The 15,112-nt window shown below is 49.0% G+C and carries 12 protein-coding genes; 8 read left to right on the forward strand and 4 right to left on the reverse strand.

The window, feature by feature from the left end; all coding sequences use genetic code 11:
• Positions 1–80: 80 nt before the first annotated feature.
• Positions 81–617, reverse strand: a complete 537-nt coding sequence (locus tag J0A65_RS00345; RefSeq protein WP_206592125.1) for an ECF-type sigma factor — start codon at positions 615–617, stop codon at positions 81–83.
• Positions 618–1,121: 504 nt separating this feature from the next.
• Here J0A65_RS00345 and J0A65_RS00350 point away from each other — a divergent pair.
• The 6 genes from J0A65_RS00350 to J0A65_RS00375 all read left to right on the forward strand — a co-directional run bounded on the left by J0A65_RS00350 (position 1,122) and on the right by J0A65_RS00375 (position 10,606).
• Positions 1,122–1,391, forward strand: a complete 270-nt coding sequence (locus tag J0A65_RS00350; RefSeq protein WP_206592126.1) for a hypothetical protein — start codon at positions 1,122–1,124, stop codon at positions 1,389–1,391.
• Between the two features lie 282 nt (positions 1,392–1,673).
• Positions 1,674–3,509 (forward strand): sensor histidine kinase, encoded by a 1,836-nt coding sequence (locus J0A65_RS00355; protein WP_232849660.1) that lies wholly within the window; start codon positions 1,674–1,676, stop codon positions 3,507–3,509.
• Complete coding sequence (locus tag J0A65_RS00360) at positions 3,506–4,849, forward strand: sigma-54-dependent transcriptional regulator (RefSeq protein WP_206592127.1); 1,344 nt, start codon at positions 3,506–3,508, stop codon at positions 4,847–4,849. The genes J0A65_RS00355 and J0A65_RS00360 overlap by 4 nt, the downstream gene beginning before the upstream one ends.
• A gap of 294 nt (positions 4,850–5,143) precedes the next feature.
• Positions 5,144–8,149 carry a TonB-dependent receptor domain-containing protein gene (locus J0A65_RS00365; RefSeq protein WP_206592128.1) on the forward strand — a complete coding sequence of 1,002 codons (3,006 nt, stop codon included), beginning with the start codon at positions 5,144–5,146 and terminating at the stop codon, positions 8,147–8,149.
• Between the two features lie 55 nt (positions 8,150–8,204).
• The gene (locus J0A65_RS00370; protein WP_206592129.1) at positions 8,205–9,107 is read left to right on the forward strand and encodes an alpha/beta fold hydrolase; all 903 of its coding nucleotides are present in this window, start codon (positions 8,205–8,207) and stop codon (positions 9,105–9,107) included.
• Between the two features lie 2 nt (positions 9,108–9,109).
• Entirely contained in the window at positions 9,110–10,606 is a 1,497-nt protein-coding gene (locus J0A65_RS00375) for an SLC13 family permease (RefSeq protein ID WP_206592130.1), read from the forward strand.
• A gap of 35 nt (positions 10,607–10,641) precedes the next feature.
• On the opposite strand, the gene J0A65_RS00380 is transcribed toward J0A65_RS00375, so the two are convergent.
• Positions 10,642–11,427, reverse strand: a complete 786-nt coding sequence (locus tag J0A65_RS00380) for a DUF748 domain-containing protein (protein ID WP_206592131.1) — start codon at positions 11,425–11,427, stop codon at positions 10,642–10,644.
• A gap of 120 nt (positions 11,428–11,547) precedes the next feature.
• Positions 11,548–12,477 (reverse strand): 1-aminocyclopropane-1-carboxylate deaminase/D-cysteine desulfhydrase, encoded by a 930-nt coding sequence (locus J0A65_RS00385; RefSeq protein WP_332874281.1) that lies wholly within the window; start codon positions 12,475–12,477, stop codon positions 11,548–11,550.
• A gap of 30 nt (positions 12,478–12,507) precedes the next feature.
• Between J0A65_RS00385 and J0A65_RS00390 the strand changes: the two genes are divergently transcribed.
• Entirely contained in the window at positions 12,508–12,900 is a 393-nt protein-coding gene (locus tag J0A65_RS00390; RefSeq protein ID WP_206592132.1) for an MAPEG family protein, read from the forward strand.
• Here J0A65_RS00390 and aceK read toward each other — a convergent pair.
• Complete coding sequence (gene aceK / locus J0A65_RS00395; RefSeq protein WP_206592133.1) at positions 12,897–14,636, reverse strand: bifunctional isocitrate dehydrogenase kinase/phosphatase; 1,740 nt, start codon at positions 14,634–14,636, stop codon at positions 12,897–12,899. The two genes, J0A65_RS00390 and aceK, sit on opposite strands and share 4 nt — an antisense overlap.
• Before the next feature lie 60 nt (positions 14,637–14,696).
• Here aceK and J0A65_RS00400 point away from each other — a divergent pair, with 60 nt between their 5' ends.
• Positions 14,697–15,089 (forward strand): response regulator, encoded by a 393-nt coding sequence (locus tag J0A65_RS00400; protein WP_206592134.1) that lies wholly within the window; start codon positions 14,697–14,699, stop codon positions 15,087–15,089.
• The last annotated feature ends 23 nt before the right edge of the window (positions 15,090–15,112 follow it).

The following is a 15,112-nucleotide window of genomic DNA, read 5'->3' on the forward strand; positions in this document are numbered from 1 at the left end:
TAGGGAATGGCTGGTCAGCGTGCAGGGATACTGGCACGAAAAGCGGGGCAAATCTGTAACCCTTTGTTAGCAAATTTTTATCAAATGGGGCAAAGCTCGCTGGTCAGCCAACTGCGTGCTTTTTGCCAGTCACGTCTGACGGTACGTTCGTTTATACCTAGTAGCTCTGCTGTTTCTTTTTCGGTTAATCCAGCGAAGAACAGACATTCAACGACGTTGGCTAATCTGGGCTGTTCTTGTTCCAGTGTGGCCAGCGCATCTTCAATATCCAGCAACCAAGAGCCTGGCTCATTCACGCCATCCAGAATATTCAGCCATTCATCCAGATCTGGGGCGCTGCGCTTATCTGTGTTCTGGGCGCGAATATAATCGATAAGTGCGTAGCGCATTGCTTTACTGGCCGTGCGCAGAAAGTGCTGTGGATCAGACCAGCTGTGCATGTCTTTCAGGCGTAGAAAGGATTCATGCACTAATACCGTGGTACATAAGGTGCCGCTTCGCAGCCCAATCATCCAGCGCTGCGTGCTGGCTACTTTTTTTAGTTGCTGATAGAAGCTGTCGATGAGTAGGGCGAGTCCCTTTTGATCGGTTTGGTAGTTGAGGTTAGTGCTGCTCATTCAGTACCTGGCAATTCCGTTGTCTTCCTGTTCCGGTTAAAAAGTATTCCATGCTTGTTGAAATTAGGAAACCCATTCAGCCAGACAAGTACAAAAAATCCCCATGAAAACTATCGGACAGGCTAATGCCGGTGTGATTGGGCTATGAGTAGTTTACAAATTACTAACTGTCAATTTTTCATACATGTTTTTTTCTCTGGTCTTGCTTGCTTATTTAATATTTTGATTTTAAACACTTTTACTTATTGGTCTGAATTTTGCCTTAGCATTTTTAAGTGGTGGTGCTGGTTGATTGAACAACCTGGCATCGATTTTTTGGAAAGTGTTGCAGCTATGCGGGAATGGGGTGCCCATACCCCTGGGTAGATAGGACAGTTTCGTTGAGACGCTCCCTGCCTTTCAGGGATAGACCGTCCAACCCCTAGGCTTGGGAAAAATAGCACGGGTTATTTGACGTATGGCTATTTTCATCAACACTTAAAGGTACTTAGCAAAGGATTGCGTATGGAAAAGCAAGCCAGCAAATTATTGGCACAGCAATTAGTGCATCAACCCGCATTTTCCCTGGTTGCCCTACAGGTTGTGGCAGAGGTTGAAAAAGAACTGGGCAGACAAGCTTCGCTTGGTGAAATTCGCGACGTGTTAACTCACCGTAACAAGCTACGGCATCTCGCAGAAACATCACATAACCCCGAACTTCTCTCTGCGCTTGCAGACCCCTCAGACAAACTGGATAAGGTGTTGGCTACCTGCGCCGAACTACTAACAGAGTAAACCTTCGCCGCCTGTTTTTCCTCACCGTCTCTTTCTTGCCATTTGTTGCAAGATTCTCCCATTTTGAATGTAGTGTTTTGATTCTCTTAAGGAATCTACCCAGATTCATCGATTAATTTGTCTACCAGTTAAGCGCACTGTTGTCTAAATCGGCTAGGTGGTCAACGGCATACTGCCAGGTCAAGGCTGGAGGGAGCTTTGCATTCTCAAGCTAAATCTGAATAATGAGTGCCCTTTGTTATCTGGTTGTTAAAAATTTACTGCTGGTGGTACATCGCTCATATGCAACAAAAAACGGCCAATATCTTACCAACCAAGGGTAAGCGCCTGTCTGCCCATCTAAGTCTTATGACGGTGTTATGGGGTTTCATGGCATTAGTTGTTGGCGTTTTGGCTTATTATCAGGGGGAAACCCGTATTGAAGAACAAGCCTGGCAACGGCTCATTGAGCTCAGTTCCAAGTTGGAAATTGAGTTGGATAAGTACCGAACCCTGCCTAAAGTGCTTACCCTCCACCCAGATGTTGAACAAGTGCTTACTGTTACAGATGCTCAGACCCTGCACGCTGCTAACAGCCTGTTAGCACGTTACAACGAATCCCTGTCCAGTGATGTGGTGTACCTGTTGAATATACAGGGCATTACGCTGGCTTCCAGTAATTGGCAGTCAGAAGATAGTTTTGTCGGCAGTGATTACCGTTTTAGGCCTTATTTTCAGCAAGCCGCTGAAGGACAGGCCGGGAGCTACTTTGCTCTCGGTACAGTGTCGGGGCGACGGGGATATTATTTTTCCTATCCAGTGCATAAAGAAGGCAAAGTGATCGGTGTGTTGGTGATAAAAGTTGCATTGGCGGTACTAGAGGAAAATTGGCCGGAAGAGGCCTTTGATTTTTTGCTGACGGATGTGCATGGCGTTGTGTTCTACAGCTCCTATCCACAATGGAATTATCAAACCCTTGCGATGCTTGCACCTGAAGTGGAGCATCAGTTGTTAGCCCAGAAACAATATGGTAACGGGCCTATAGCGGCACTAACAAGAGCCAATGGCATGCCCGAGGTTCTGTTGCAGCCCCGGCTCAATCTGAACAAAGATGGACGCAACGAAACCTTCTTGCAAGTGCATAAAGACATGAGTACCGCAGGCTGGCGGCTGTTTGCATTAGCCCCCATGTCTTTAATTTATCAATATGTGATTTGGAGCTTATTGCTCTATTCCGTACTCTTCTTGTTAGTTTATCTGATCAGTTTCTCCTGGCGTCGTACGGTCGAAGCGAGGAAGCAACTGGCCGCGATTAATGAGCAATTGGAACATAGGGTTGATGAGCGAACCGCCGAACTCAGCCAATCCAACGAACAGCTAAAAGCCATTATTGAGAAATATAAACAGACTGAACTGACGCTTAAACGAACTCAGAATGAGCTTATTCAAGCTGGCAAGTTGGCTATGCTGGGAGAGATGGCAGCCAGCATTAATCATGAATTGAATCAACCTTTGGCGGCAATGCGCATCTACACAGAAACACTACAGTTGTTGGCTGGACGAGGAGACATTCAGGCAATTAAGGAAAATGCGAATGAAATCCTCAAGCTGAACAAAATGATGGCTAAGATAATCGGCCAATACAAATTGTTTGCACGCAAATCGGCAGGAAAAACCGGACCTGTGTCGGTCACTGAAACGCTGACAGCTTCTTTAGCTATTCTGGACAACAAAATGCAGAAAATGGGAATCCGCATCGACCCCGAAGGGCTTTCAGATACATTACAGGTCATGGCGGACGCTATCCCATTGGAACAGGTCATTATTAATTTGCTTAATAATGCCTTACAGGCAGTTGGAGAACAGGCTTCCCCACATATTGTACTGCGGGTTGAGCAGCACCAAGAGGCACTGCATCTGGTGGTTGAGGATAACGGCCCTGGCTTCGCCGATGATGAATTAGAGCGAGTTTTTGAACCCTTTTATACCACCAAGGGACAGGGGTTAGGGTTAGGGCTGACTATTTCTAAACGTATTGTTGAGTCATTTGATGGCCATATTCTGGCCGAAAATGGTGCAGGGGGCGGGGCTCGCTTTGTGGTTGTACTGAATCGTTACATTGCTGAGGATATCCTATGACAACACAGGTCATTCTGATTGATGATGAGCCCGCTATACTTAATGCGCTAAAACAACTATTGCATCTGGAAGGCTACCAGAGTCGCACCTTCAATCAGGCTAAGGACGCTTTGACGGCTATTGAGACGAATTGGTCTGGTATCGTCATTACTGATATCAATATGCCGGGGATGGACGGTATAGCCTTTTTAAGGCAAGCCTTGAAACTTGACTCTGAGCTACCTGTCATCATGCTCACTGGCCATGGCGATGTGTCTACTGCTGTCGAAGCCATGCGTATCGGCGCTTACGATTTCCTGGAGAAACCTTTTTCGAATGAGCATCTGCTTGAGGTTCTTAGACGGGCGTCAGACAAACGCAAATTGGTGCTTGAAAACCGCGAGTTAAAAGATGAGCTGTCCGCTCAGGGGGCTGCCGGCCCACGAATTTTGGGAAACCATCCTCAAATCAAAGAACTCAGACGTGTTTTGGCGCGCATTAAAGATATTCCGGCCGATGTGCTGATTAAAGGGGAGACGGGCTCAGGCAAAGATCTGGTTGCGCGTTATCTGCATTACAACAGCAAACGAGCTGCGGAAAACTTTGTTGCTATTAACTGTGGTGCTATTCCCGAAACCATGATTGAGAGTGAACTGTTCGGGTTTGAAGCCGGAGCTTTTACCAGTGCACAAAAACGTCGGGTAGGCAAAATTGAGCATGCAAACGGCGGTACTTTTTTTCTTGATGAAATCGAAAGCATGCCCATGCCACTGCAGATTAAATTGTTGCGGGTGCTTGAAGAACGCAAGATCGAACCCTTAGGCAGTAATAAAATCGTAGATCTGGACATCCGCTTTGTTGCCGCAGCCAAAGTCGATTTGAGGCAATTAGTTGAGCGAGGGGAGTTTCGCGAAGATCTTTATTACAGGTTGAATGTATTGAATGTGCAGATCCCTCCTCTGCGTGAACGCAAAGAAGATATCTCGTTGCTGTTTCAGCACTTCACCGCGATAGCCAGTAGCCGCTTTGACACTGATGCACCCAGATTGGATTCAGAGCAGCTTTATAGACTTCAATCTCATGCCTGGCCGGGCAATATTCGTGAGCTGCGCAATACTGCTGAACGCTTTGTTTTGATGGGAGGTGAGTCGGTATTGGAGCAATCGGATGACGGTAGCGCTCACGCAGGCATGACACTCGCCGAAAAAGTCGGCCATTTTGAACGCTCCCTGCTGCAGGAAGCGTTACAAGCGAATGAAGGTAGACTGGTCGATGTCCAGCAACAACTCGGGCTGCCACGCAAAACACTGTACGACAAAATGCGTAAATACGGTCTGGATAAAGGCGACTTCAAAGTCTGAACCAGGCTTCCATGGGACAGGTATTTTCTGCATCTGCATATTGTCTGGGGGGATTATCACCCGCCCATTTTGGCTAAACGGGTGGCTTCTCACCCGTTTTTTCTTGTTTGTATACTACGTACATATTTAACGTTTTGTTTTCAAATGTTTTTTCTTTTATTTTTAATGTTGGCAGGCATGTTGCAAATTGGTTAACGCTGTAATTTTTTGTGGGTAATTCTTCCCTTTCTAACAAGATTGGATGGCTCGCTAAAACATTACGTTAACAAAACCACGCACGTATCAGGTACAACAATGATAAATCCAATAACACGAATCATCAGACACAGATACCTAAGCAACAAGCCGTTATCCTGGGTGGCCATGGTAACTGTCCTGAGCACGCCAGTTATGGCGCAGGAGACTTCTGCAGATACAGCGGTTGAAAAAATTTCCGTTGTGGGTTCCCAAATCAAAGGCGCGCAGATCAGTGAAGCGCTGGCCATGTCACAGTTAGATGGTGACGATATTGAACAGATGGGTATCGACTCGGGTGATGAATTGCTGCAGCTAATTCCCGAAAATGGACAGAATTTTTTTAATGAAGCGGGCAACATCAGTGGCGGCGTCAATGCAGCACGCGGCGACATCGGCGCCTTCAACCTGAGGAATATGGGCACCGGCAACACCCTGGTGTTACTTAACGGTCGACGCATGGTTAATGCCGCTTCCTACCAGACCGAGGAAGTCGGCGGCAGCTTTGTCCCGGTGAACACTGTGAACTCGCAAACGATTCCGGTGTACGGCATCAAACGGGTTGAAGTACTGCGCGACGGTGCGTCGGCCATTTACGGCGCCGATGCGGTCGCCGGCGTCGTTAATACGGTGACACCGGATGACTTTGAAGGTTTTAATGTCCATCTGAAGTGGACGGAATTTGAACATTTGCCTCGTGACGACCAAACCCTGTCTATGCAATGGGGTCAGTTCTTTAATGAAGGTCGCACCAATGTGGGGGTGACCTTTAATTACTATCAACGTGACAGGGTGAATTCTCAGGATGACCCCCGGTGGTCCAATGCCGATCTGACCGAGCGCCTTTCACCTGACTCGCCCTGGTACGGAAACTCTGAGTTCGTCGGTGACAGCGCTAATTCTATCTATGCTCAGTACGATATTCTTGACCGGATCGCGGCCGGTCATAGTCTGCGCCAGAATGGTTTGGTGGATGCCAGTGGTGAATTTGAAACTTACCCTGTTGGTGATCCTCGTTGTATGTACGAGATGGGTAATGGCTTGTGTGGGGCGGCAGATGGGCAGGGCACTTATCGCTATAACATGAACGAGAACCGCGACCTGACGTCAGCGTTGGAGCGCCTCAATCTGTTTATGAATATCAACCACAGTTTTGACAACGGTTGGGAGGCGTTTACTGAAATCTTGGCATACCAGTCAAGCACCAACCTGATCCGTCATCCCACTTCTCCTGTGTCTACCTCTAAGTTTATAGTGGCGGCGGATAATTACTATAACCCGCTGGGGCCCTGTGGCTCTGCCAATCGTTTACCTGACAGCCTGATTGGGGCAGATGTACCCTGCGAAGGATTGGCGCTGGAGATTGATAACTACCGCTTCTCGGAATTACCACGCAGCGTCGACAATGACGGTAAAACCTTCCGTTTCCTGCAGGGACTGCGTGGCAGCTTAGGAGATTGGGACTGGGAAACAGCCGTATCCTGGTCAAAGGACCGTAAAGAGGATGTCACCCATAACCGGGTGTCGAATATCCTGATGCAGGAGGCCCTGAATGACACCAGCGCGGCCGCCTACAATCCGTTCAGCGGCGGGGTAAACAGCAATGTCGAGCGGGCGCTGATCGATGTCAGTCGGGTCAGCGAGTCGGAACTTAAAACCTTTGATGTGAAATTCTCCACCCCTTACCTGTATGAGCTGCCAGCGGGATGGATCGGTTTTGTGACAGGCGTTGAATATCGTGAGGAGTCCTTTTTTGACGATCGGGACGAGCGTTTGGATGGCACTATCCAGTTTGTTGATCAGGATGGCGACACTTATCCCTATGTTTCCGATGTGGTGAATTCCAGCCCTACCCCCGACAGCAGTGGTGAGCGTGAGGTTTCTTCGTTATTTGCTGAATTGCAAATCCCGGTGCTGGAGAATCTTGATGTGCAACTGGCCCTGCGCTATGAAGATTTCTCGGATGTGGGTGATACCACGGTTGGCAAAGTGGCATTTGGCTGGCGGCCGTTTGAACCGCTGCTGGTCAGAGGTTCATGGTCAGAAGCGTTCCGGGCGCCGAATCTGGTTACCATTAATGAGGAAATTGTGGCCAGAAACCAGACCCGCACAGATTACGTCTGTCTGTATGCAGCTGAGAATGGAGGAGATCCTGAGCAAACTGCGCTGGAATGCACTACCTCATTGCAACGGGTAGCACAAGGGAGCGATGAACTCGAACCTGAAAGATCCGACAATACGTCCTTGGGTATTGTCATAGAGCCTCTCGAAGGATTGGCATTAACCCTCGACTTCTGGTCGATTAAAAAGAAAAACACCATTGGTCTGTTTGGCGAAGAAAACCATACGTTGCTTGACTTGGTATACCGGCTGGAGCAGGGCCTGGGCAATTGTGCAGATAACGCTTTCAATCAAGCCGTAAATCGCGATGCGGTTGCTGCCGATGATGCAGTGTTTTTTGAAAATGCCGGTATTTGTGCGGCGGGCAATATTCGTTTTATCGATGACCGCTATGCAAATTTAGATACCCGCACCGTCAGGGGGTATGACCTGGGTATTTACTACAATGTGGATACCGAATTCGGCAAGTTCAAACTGGATTACAACGGTTCGTTCCTGGATAAATTTGAACAACAGGCGGGGGGCGATGCAGCCATGCTGGTCGCCGCACAGCAAAATGGACTGTTGCCGGAGAGTTACCCTGTTGCTGGCTTTGCGGATTTGGTTGGTCGCGACGGCAACCAGGATGAAAAACATAGTCTGCGACTCAGTTGGCGCAATGGCAAATTCGGCGCATCGCTGGCCGGTTACCGTATCGGGGATTTTTATCAAAGTGCCCTGACTTTGGAGGATGGAACACGTTATGTGATCCCGGCGATGACAACGGTGGATGCGACGTTCGATTATCACACCACTATCTATCAGGCCAAAACCCGGTTCCGTTTAGGAGTAAAGAATCTTACCGACGAACGAGCCCCTCTGGCAGCGTCTTCTTTCGGCTTCTTTGAAGACGCCCATCAGGACTATGGCCGGTATTTCTATCTGGATGTAAAAGCCAGTTTCTAATCGACCTTCTTGCCGCGGCGGGACTTCCCGCCTTTTTCCAGACAGGAACATTATTATGTTGCACCACTTCCCAAAGTTTTTGTTATTGATGAGCTTGACGTTTTTTATGACCAGCGTCTCTGCGTCTGCTGTTGGTGAGCTTCCTTGGCAGAATACCGAGAAAGGACACTATTATTTCTCAGGTTGGGCTGGAGGAAGACTGGATATTCAGTTTAGTGTGCCCAAAGACAGTCATGCCGATACACCGGTATTACTCATCATCCCGGGTGCACGACGTAATGCCGGACAATATCGCGACCATTGGCATGCCTTGGCGTTAAAATATGGGTTCATTGTATTAGCTATAGGCTGCAATAATCACACTTGCCCGACTGAATACGACTATAACCTTGGAGGTTTGCAGAATGAGCAGGGGCAGGAACAAGCCTTAGCGAATCAGTTCTTTTCTGCACCTGAATTAGTCTTCCACGATTTTGTCGACAAGTTTGCCTCACGACAACGGCAGTTTGCCCTATATGGGCATTCCGCTGGTGGAGGATTTGTTCATCTGTATATGTTGGCCCGCTCTAATGCGCCTGTAAGTCAGGCCGTGTCGGCCAATGCAGCGTTTTTCACTATGCCAGAACTGCAGATGCCGTTTCCGTTTGGACTACATAACACGGCATTTGACGCACAGGACGTCAATGCATGGTTGCGCAAACCACTGACCTTTATGCTGGCAGACAATGATCTTGGGCCAAGAACAAAACCACTTAGTAATAGCGAGCAGGCGAACCTGCAGGGGCGCAATGTGTTTGCCCGTGGTCTGGCTTTCTATGCTAAGGCCATAAATTGGGCAAGTGGGCAGAAGCTTCAGCCTACATGGGCCTTGGAAGTTGTACATGGAGTGGGACACGATAGTGCCAGAATCGCTCCTCATGCCGTAAAGTACCTGTTCCCTGAATTAGAGGGGAGATAGGTATGTGTGAAGTTAATCAGAGCATATCCGCAGACGGGCAAACTGAGCTCCCAGGGCGCGGTATATATCAAAACATCAGCCTTTGTTTGGGGCCTTTGCTGGCCGCAGTTATGTTGGCAATACCTGCGCCTGATTTACTCGGTCAGGCCGGTTGGGCTACTGCCGCTATTGGTGTGTGGATGGCAATCTGGTGGGCCACAGAAGCGGTGCCTGTTCCGGTAACCGCACTGATGCCTTTGGTTTGTTTTGCTCCACTTGGCATATTGGACATTAAAGCGGCCTCAGCACCCTACGCCAATCCAACCATTTTTCTGTTTCTGGGGGGCTTTATTCTTGCTGCTGCCCTGCAGAAGTCGGGTTTACATCGGCGGATCGCCTATTTCATTCTTGGCTTTGTCAGTACGGGGGCACAAGCAATTATTCTGGGCTTTATGTTGGTCAGTGCTGTGTTGAGTATGTGGATGACCAATACCTCTACTACTATGATGTTGCTGCCTATTGCCCTATCCATTTTATCCAGCCTGGATCTCGACGAACAATCGGTATCAGAGCGTGCCCGTCGGAATTTTCATTTGTCTTTACTGCTTGGGATAGCGTACGCCGCGACCATAGGTGGGATGACGACACTGGTGGGTACGCCACCCAATGCGTTTCTGGCGGGGTTTATGAGCGAGACTTATGGTTTGGACATTGGTTTTGCACAATGGATGTTGGTTGGTGTGCCACTTGCTGCAGTGATGCTGCCATTGACTTGGTGGGGACTGACACGCTGGATATATCCTGTGGACTTTAAAACGCCTGAACAAGCCAGGCTAAAGCTGGTTCAGCAGCGAAAAGCGCTGGGAAAGATCCGAAAGGAAGAATGGCGGGTCGGCAGTATATTCGCATTAGTAGCTTTGGCCTGGATGACACGGCCACTGCTGCAGCAATGGTTTCAACTGGACGGTTTATCGGATGCCGGGATTGCAATGCTGGCGGCGGTAAGCTTGTTTGTGGTGCCTAGTGGCGAGAAAGGACGTGGCGCCCTAATGGATTGGCAGGACATGCATGATATTCCCTGGGGGATTCTGTTGCTATTTGGCGGTGGACTGAGTCTGGCGGCGGCGGTGTCGACATCCGGCTTGGCGGAATGGTTAGGACAAAGTCTGATCAATCTTAATACCTTTGGCATGCTGATACTGGTATTAAGTGCAACGGCCATGGTGGTCTTTCTGACAGAAATGACCAGTAATCTGGCTACGGCCGCGACATTTTTGCCGGTAGTGGCCGCTATTGCGCTGGAGATTGGTGGCGTACCTATTACTCTCACTGCACCTGTTGCATTAGCGGCAAGCTGTGCCTTTATGTTACCGGTTGCCACACCTCCCAATGCCATTGTTTTTTCATCCGGTTACATTAGCATTCCGCAAATGGCTAAAGCAGGATTTATGCTCAATCTGCTGTGTATTGTGCTGGTGACTTGGGTATCACTATGGTTGGTTCCCCTAGTCTTTGCTTAATAAAAAAAGGGGCTGGAATCAGCCCCTTGAAATGTCTATTTATTGCCCAACAAGCCTTTTAGCTTTTCCTTGGCCTTATCTTCCAGCTTTTGCTTTTCCTCGTCGATTTTCTCTTTTGCAGCGGCCTTGGCTTTATCTTCGAAAATATCTTTGACCCGCTGTTTAGCTTGCTTGATAAGGTTATCCAGCATGCTATCCATGATGGCTGTTCCAACCTGATCGGCTGGCAGGCCGTTAGGTACACCTACAGGTGAAGACTGGAAGGTCGGCAGGGTCAAATCATACTGTTTTTTATCCAACTTCAGCTCACCGGTATCCATGGCTTCGAAATTAATACGTAGTTTGGCATCCTTAATGGTGACTTTTTGTACCGAAACCAGTGGGCTTGGGCCGGTACTTTCTGCTGTTGGCTGGCCGTCGCCTTTAGGCAGCATGGCCTGCAGGTTGTCTTTTAGTACCACCAGGTTGGCTTTGCCACTGGCATCCACTTCATATAACACAGTCGGCGCATCAATCAGTACTTCTTCGACAATGTAAGGCTCTTTGGTCGAGGTACCGAGATCGAGTTTTACTTCACCCAGGCTGAAAGCCTGGTCATCAGAGTAGCCATTGGGGTTATGTACATTAAATCCGCCAATGCTCATACGTGCTTCAGCAAAGGACAGTTCTACCTTGTTGACCTGAACCTGGGTTTGCAATGCTTTGCTGCCCTGGGTTTCCATTTGACTGCGGATCAGTTCATCTACGCCGGAAACCAGATAGAAAACGACACCAATAAAGGCCGCTACCAAGACCAGCAATATGACCAGAATTTTCTTCATCATTTATCCCTTAAAAATTAGTCTACCCAATTTCGCCCTAACTGAGGCGTACCCTTGTAATCCTACTGAATAGCCTGGCTAAGCGCCAGTTTCTGGGCACTTTGGTGCGATGGCCTGTCGTTATTGGCGGGCACCTTGCAAGCCGCCGGTATGAATGAGCAGAACACGGCTGCCTTGAGGGAAGTAGCCTTCGGCCAGTTTCTGTTTAAGGGCCCAGCAAGCCTTGCCGCTGTACACCGGCTCAATGCCGATGCCGGTGTTGGACCTGAAGGTTTGGCAAAATGTATGGAGCTCGGCTGTGCTTTTGGCATAGCCGCCAAAATGAAAACGATGCTCGATATGCCAGTTTGTAGGGGCTGATCTGGGGAGCAGGTTAGTGACAAGCTCCTCCAGATAGCCTTCACCCTTCAGTGCCGCAATACCCAGTAGCTGGGTATTATCCTGTTGCTCCGTTTGCCTGGCTTGAATAAGTCCAGCTAACGTCCCGCCACTGCCCACAGGCACTATGATATGACTAAATTTTTGTTTTTGTTCCTGTAGGATTTCCGCGACCCCCGGCAGAGCCTGAGCCTGACTGCCACCTTCCGGTACAATCATGGCGTTGGGATGGGCGGCCCGCCAGGCTTCGATAAAGTCACTTTGGCTGCGCTGTTGGTAGGTGGCTTTGTCCAGATACATAATCTGCGCCTGCCACTGATACAGATCGCGCAGCATAGGTGTGGGATTCTGGCTGTAGTCTCCTCGCACTAGTGCCATTAACTGTATGCCCAGTTGCTGACAGCAATACCCAAGGGCATGCAGATGGTTCGAGTGGCCACCGCCGAAGCTGATAATTTCGGCGACGCCCTTTTGTCTGGCTTCCAGTAGCGCATATTTAAGCTTTCGCCACTTATTGCCGGAGATAATGGGGTGAATCAAATCATCTCGTTTAATAAACAGCTCAACCTGCTCACTCCCCGGCCAATCTACGCAAAGTGGCTGCACAGGTGAGGGGGTGTTGATGTTCAGTGATGCAGAAATTTCTTCTGCACAGAAGGATGAATCTGGCACTATGGTTGAAACTTGGATAAGGAACTCACAATGTACACGGTTTTGCTCTGTTTGTTGATTGCCAGTCTGCTGCCTTTGCTGGCCAAAGCCCCTCTTGCCATTGCTCAGGCCAAAGCGGGCGGCTATGACAACCGCCACCCGCGTAATCAGCAGTCTGCATTAACAGGTTTTGGGGCGCGGGCCAAAGCGGCCCATGAAAATGCCTTCGAAGCGCTGATCATGTTTACGCCAGGGGCATTGGCTGTGCTGATCACCGGGCAGGCAGACAGCTATGCGCAATATTTAGCGATGACCTTTATTGCCGCGAGATTGTGCTACAACCTGTTTTACTTATTGGATTGGCATTTGGCGCGCAGCTCAGTATGGACTGTTGGTGTGGGTTGTTCTGTGGCGCTGACCTGGCATGCACTGCAAGCTGTTTAATCCGGCGGGTAGCGACGACGGAACTGCTTGGCAGCCGGGTAAGGTAATACATCTTTAATTAAACCACCGGCCATTTCTTGCTGAATTTTTTGCCACCAAATGGGATCCATCAATTCAGGATGTTTAGCCTTCAGCAGTTCCTTCAGGTGACGTTTACCAACGATAAAATGCTCAAACTGTTCGGGAAATACATCGTCGGGAGCCACCGATAGTGTATCCAGGGCATAAGGATCATCTGAGCGGGGCAGGGTGCGAAAATTGCGCTGGTTCATGTAGCAGACTTCGTCATAGTCGTAGAAAATTACCCGGCCATGGCGGGTAATACCAAAGTTTTTATGGAGCATGTCGCCAGGAAAAATATTGGCCGCAGCGATTTGTTTGATGCAAAGACCCAGGTCTTCTATGGCTGCGGCGACTTTGTCTGGATCGGTTTCTTGATCAAGATATAGGTTCAGCGGCGTCATTTTGCGTTCGATATACAAGTGCTTGATGATCACTTCCTGCTCGGTCATTTCCAGACTACTGGCGGCAACTTCCTGCAGTTCTTCCAGCAAGGTATCGCTGATTCTGTGCCTTGGCAGGCGAAAGTTCATATATTCATGAGTATCTGCCATGCGGCCAACCCGGTCGCTCATCTTAACCAGTCGGTAGCAGTCTTTCACATGTTCGCGGGTGATCTTCTTACTTTCGGCGAATTCGTCCTTAATGACTTTAAATACCACGCCATATGAGGGCAGATGAAATACGGCCATGACCAAGCCTTTAATGCCGGGCGCGGCTTCAAATTGATCGTCGCTGTGCTGCAGATGTTGCAGGAAGTTGCGGTAAAACACCGTCTTACCGTGTTTGTAGTAACCCAGGGCAATATACAGCTCAAAGTGCTTCTTGTTGGGTAAGAGTTCCTGCAAAAATGCCACCACTTCGGCCGGATGCTGCGTGTCGACCATAAAATAGGAGCGAGCAAAACCAAACAATACACTAAGGTCGTGACGGTCGGTCAGCAAGGTGTCTACACACAAGCCGCCATTAGGGTCGTGCATCAGGGCAATGACAAAGGGAATGGGCTTATCGGCGGTACACATTCGGCCCATCAGATAGGCCGCCTTATTTCTGTAAAACACGCTTTGTAGTATTTCTACTTTGTGAATGGTTGCCAGTTCCTGTTTGGAAAAACTGTCTCGTAAATAGCGTTCAAGATTCTGCAGGTCGCGCTCTACGTTGGTGTAAGGCAGGCGGAAGGAATAGCTGGATAAAATAGCCTCTAATGTGGAACGTATTGTGCCACGGGCATCAAAGCTGTTTACCACGTTGGTGCGCATTTGCCCTGGCAAGTAGCAACGGCTGGGCAACACAAACATCATTTCATCATCGATTTTCTGGTGGCGGAAGAGTCTGCCTATGACCGAGTTGAAGAAGGTTTCGGCTAATTCGAATTGCCCATGATGATCAAGTTGTTTAAGGTAATGCTGCTTAAGTTCTCGCCAGAATTGCAAGTCTTGCTTGTGCGGATGGCAGCTCTGGTAGATCTCGGCAACTGCCTCGGAAAGGCTTTGGTCATAGATGGCGATTCGCTCGCGAGCGGCACTTTGTACGGCGCGCCAATCAGCTTGCTCGAATCTTTCGCGCGCGGCATTGGTAATACGACTGTACCAGCGAAAGCTTTTTTCAAAGCCCTTGAGAATTTGATAAGCAATACGGGCAGTGGAAGGGGAAGACAAAGGCGTTTCCTCACTCATAATGGACGCGCTCTTATGACGCGATAGTTCTGCAACAATAACGAGAATAACGGAACAACAATGGGATTTCCTGTATTGATTTGTGATGACTCCATGTTAGCGCGTAAGTCGGCGCAACGAGCATTACCTGACGATTGGGATGTGGAAGTGAGTTTTGCCGGAAATGGTAAAGAAGCTTTAGCCATGCTGCGTCGCCACCATTTCGGATTATTGCTGTTGGACCTCACTATGCCCGAGATGGACGGTATTGAGGTACTTGAACAGATTAAGGTCGAGGGTATTGAAGTATTTGTGGTGGTGATATCCGGTGATGTCCAACCGCAAATGCAGCAAAGGGTGATGGCATTAGGGGCGTTGGATTTTATTGCTAAGCCGGTGAATGGCAGCAGATTACTGACTACCTTGCAGGGATTTGGTTTATACCGACCGGAGCGACACACAGCGCATGGCTGAGCCCAAATGCCTATCAGCATAGG

It is taken from the genome of Bowmanella yangjiangensis (assembly GCF_017255015.1).
In the GTDB taxonomy this organism is placed as follows: Bacteria; Pseudomonadota; Gammaproteobacteria; order Enterobacterales; family Alteromonadaceae; genus Bowmanella; species Bowmanella yangjiangensis.

Bases quoted from the DNA above. Each gene is read 5' to 3' on its own strand.
- J0A65_RS00390 (WP_206592132.1), top strand. From the start codon at position 12,508: ATGTACACGGTTTTGCTCTGTTTGTTGATTGCCAGTCTGCTGCCTTTG.
- J0A65_RS00380 (WP_206592131.1), bottom strand. From the start codon at position 11,427: ATGAAGAAAATTCTGGTCATATTGCTGGTCTTGGTAGCGGCCTTTATT.
- aceK (WP_206592133.1), bottom strand. From the start codon at position 14,636: ATGAGTGAGGAAACGCCTTTGTCTTCCCCTTCCACTGCCCGTATTGCT.
- J0A65_RS00375 (WP_206592130.1), top strand. From the start codon at position 9,110: ATGTGTGAAGTTAATCAGAGCATATCCGCAGACGGGCAAACTGAGCTC.
- J0A65_RS00365 (WP_206592128.1), top strand. From the start codon at position 5,144: ATGATAAATCCAATAACACGAATCATCAGACACAGATACCTAAGCAAC.
- J0A65_RS00345 (WP_206592125.1), bottom strand. From the start codon at position 617: ATGAGCAGCACTAACCTCAACTACCAAACCGATCAAAAGGGACTCGCC.
- J0A65_RS00360 (WP_206592127.1), top strand. From the start codon at position 3,506: ATGACAACACAGGTCATTCTGATTGATGATGAGCCCGCTATACTTAAT.
- J0A65_RS00400 (WP_206592134.1), top strand. From the start codon at position 14,697: ATGGGATTTCCTGTATTGATTTGTGATGACTCCATGTTAGCGCGTAAG.
- J0A65_RS00370 (WP_206592129.1), top strand. From the start codon at position 8,205: ATGTTGCACCACTTCCCAAAGTTTTTGTTATTGATGAGCTTGACGTTT.
- J0A65_RS00355 (WP_232849660.1), top strand. From the start codon at position 1,674: ATGCAACAAAAAACGGCCAATATCTTACCAACCAAGGGTAAGCGCCTG.
- J0A65_RS00350 (WP_206592126.1), top strand. From the start codon at position 1,122: ATGGAAAAGCAAGCCAGCAAATTATTGGCACAGCAATTAGTGCATCAA.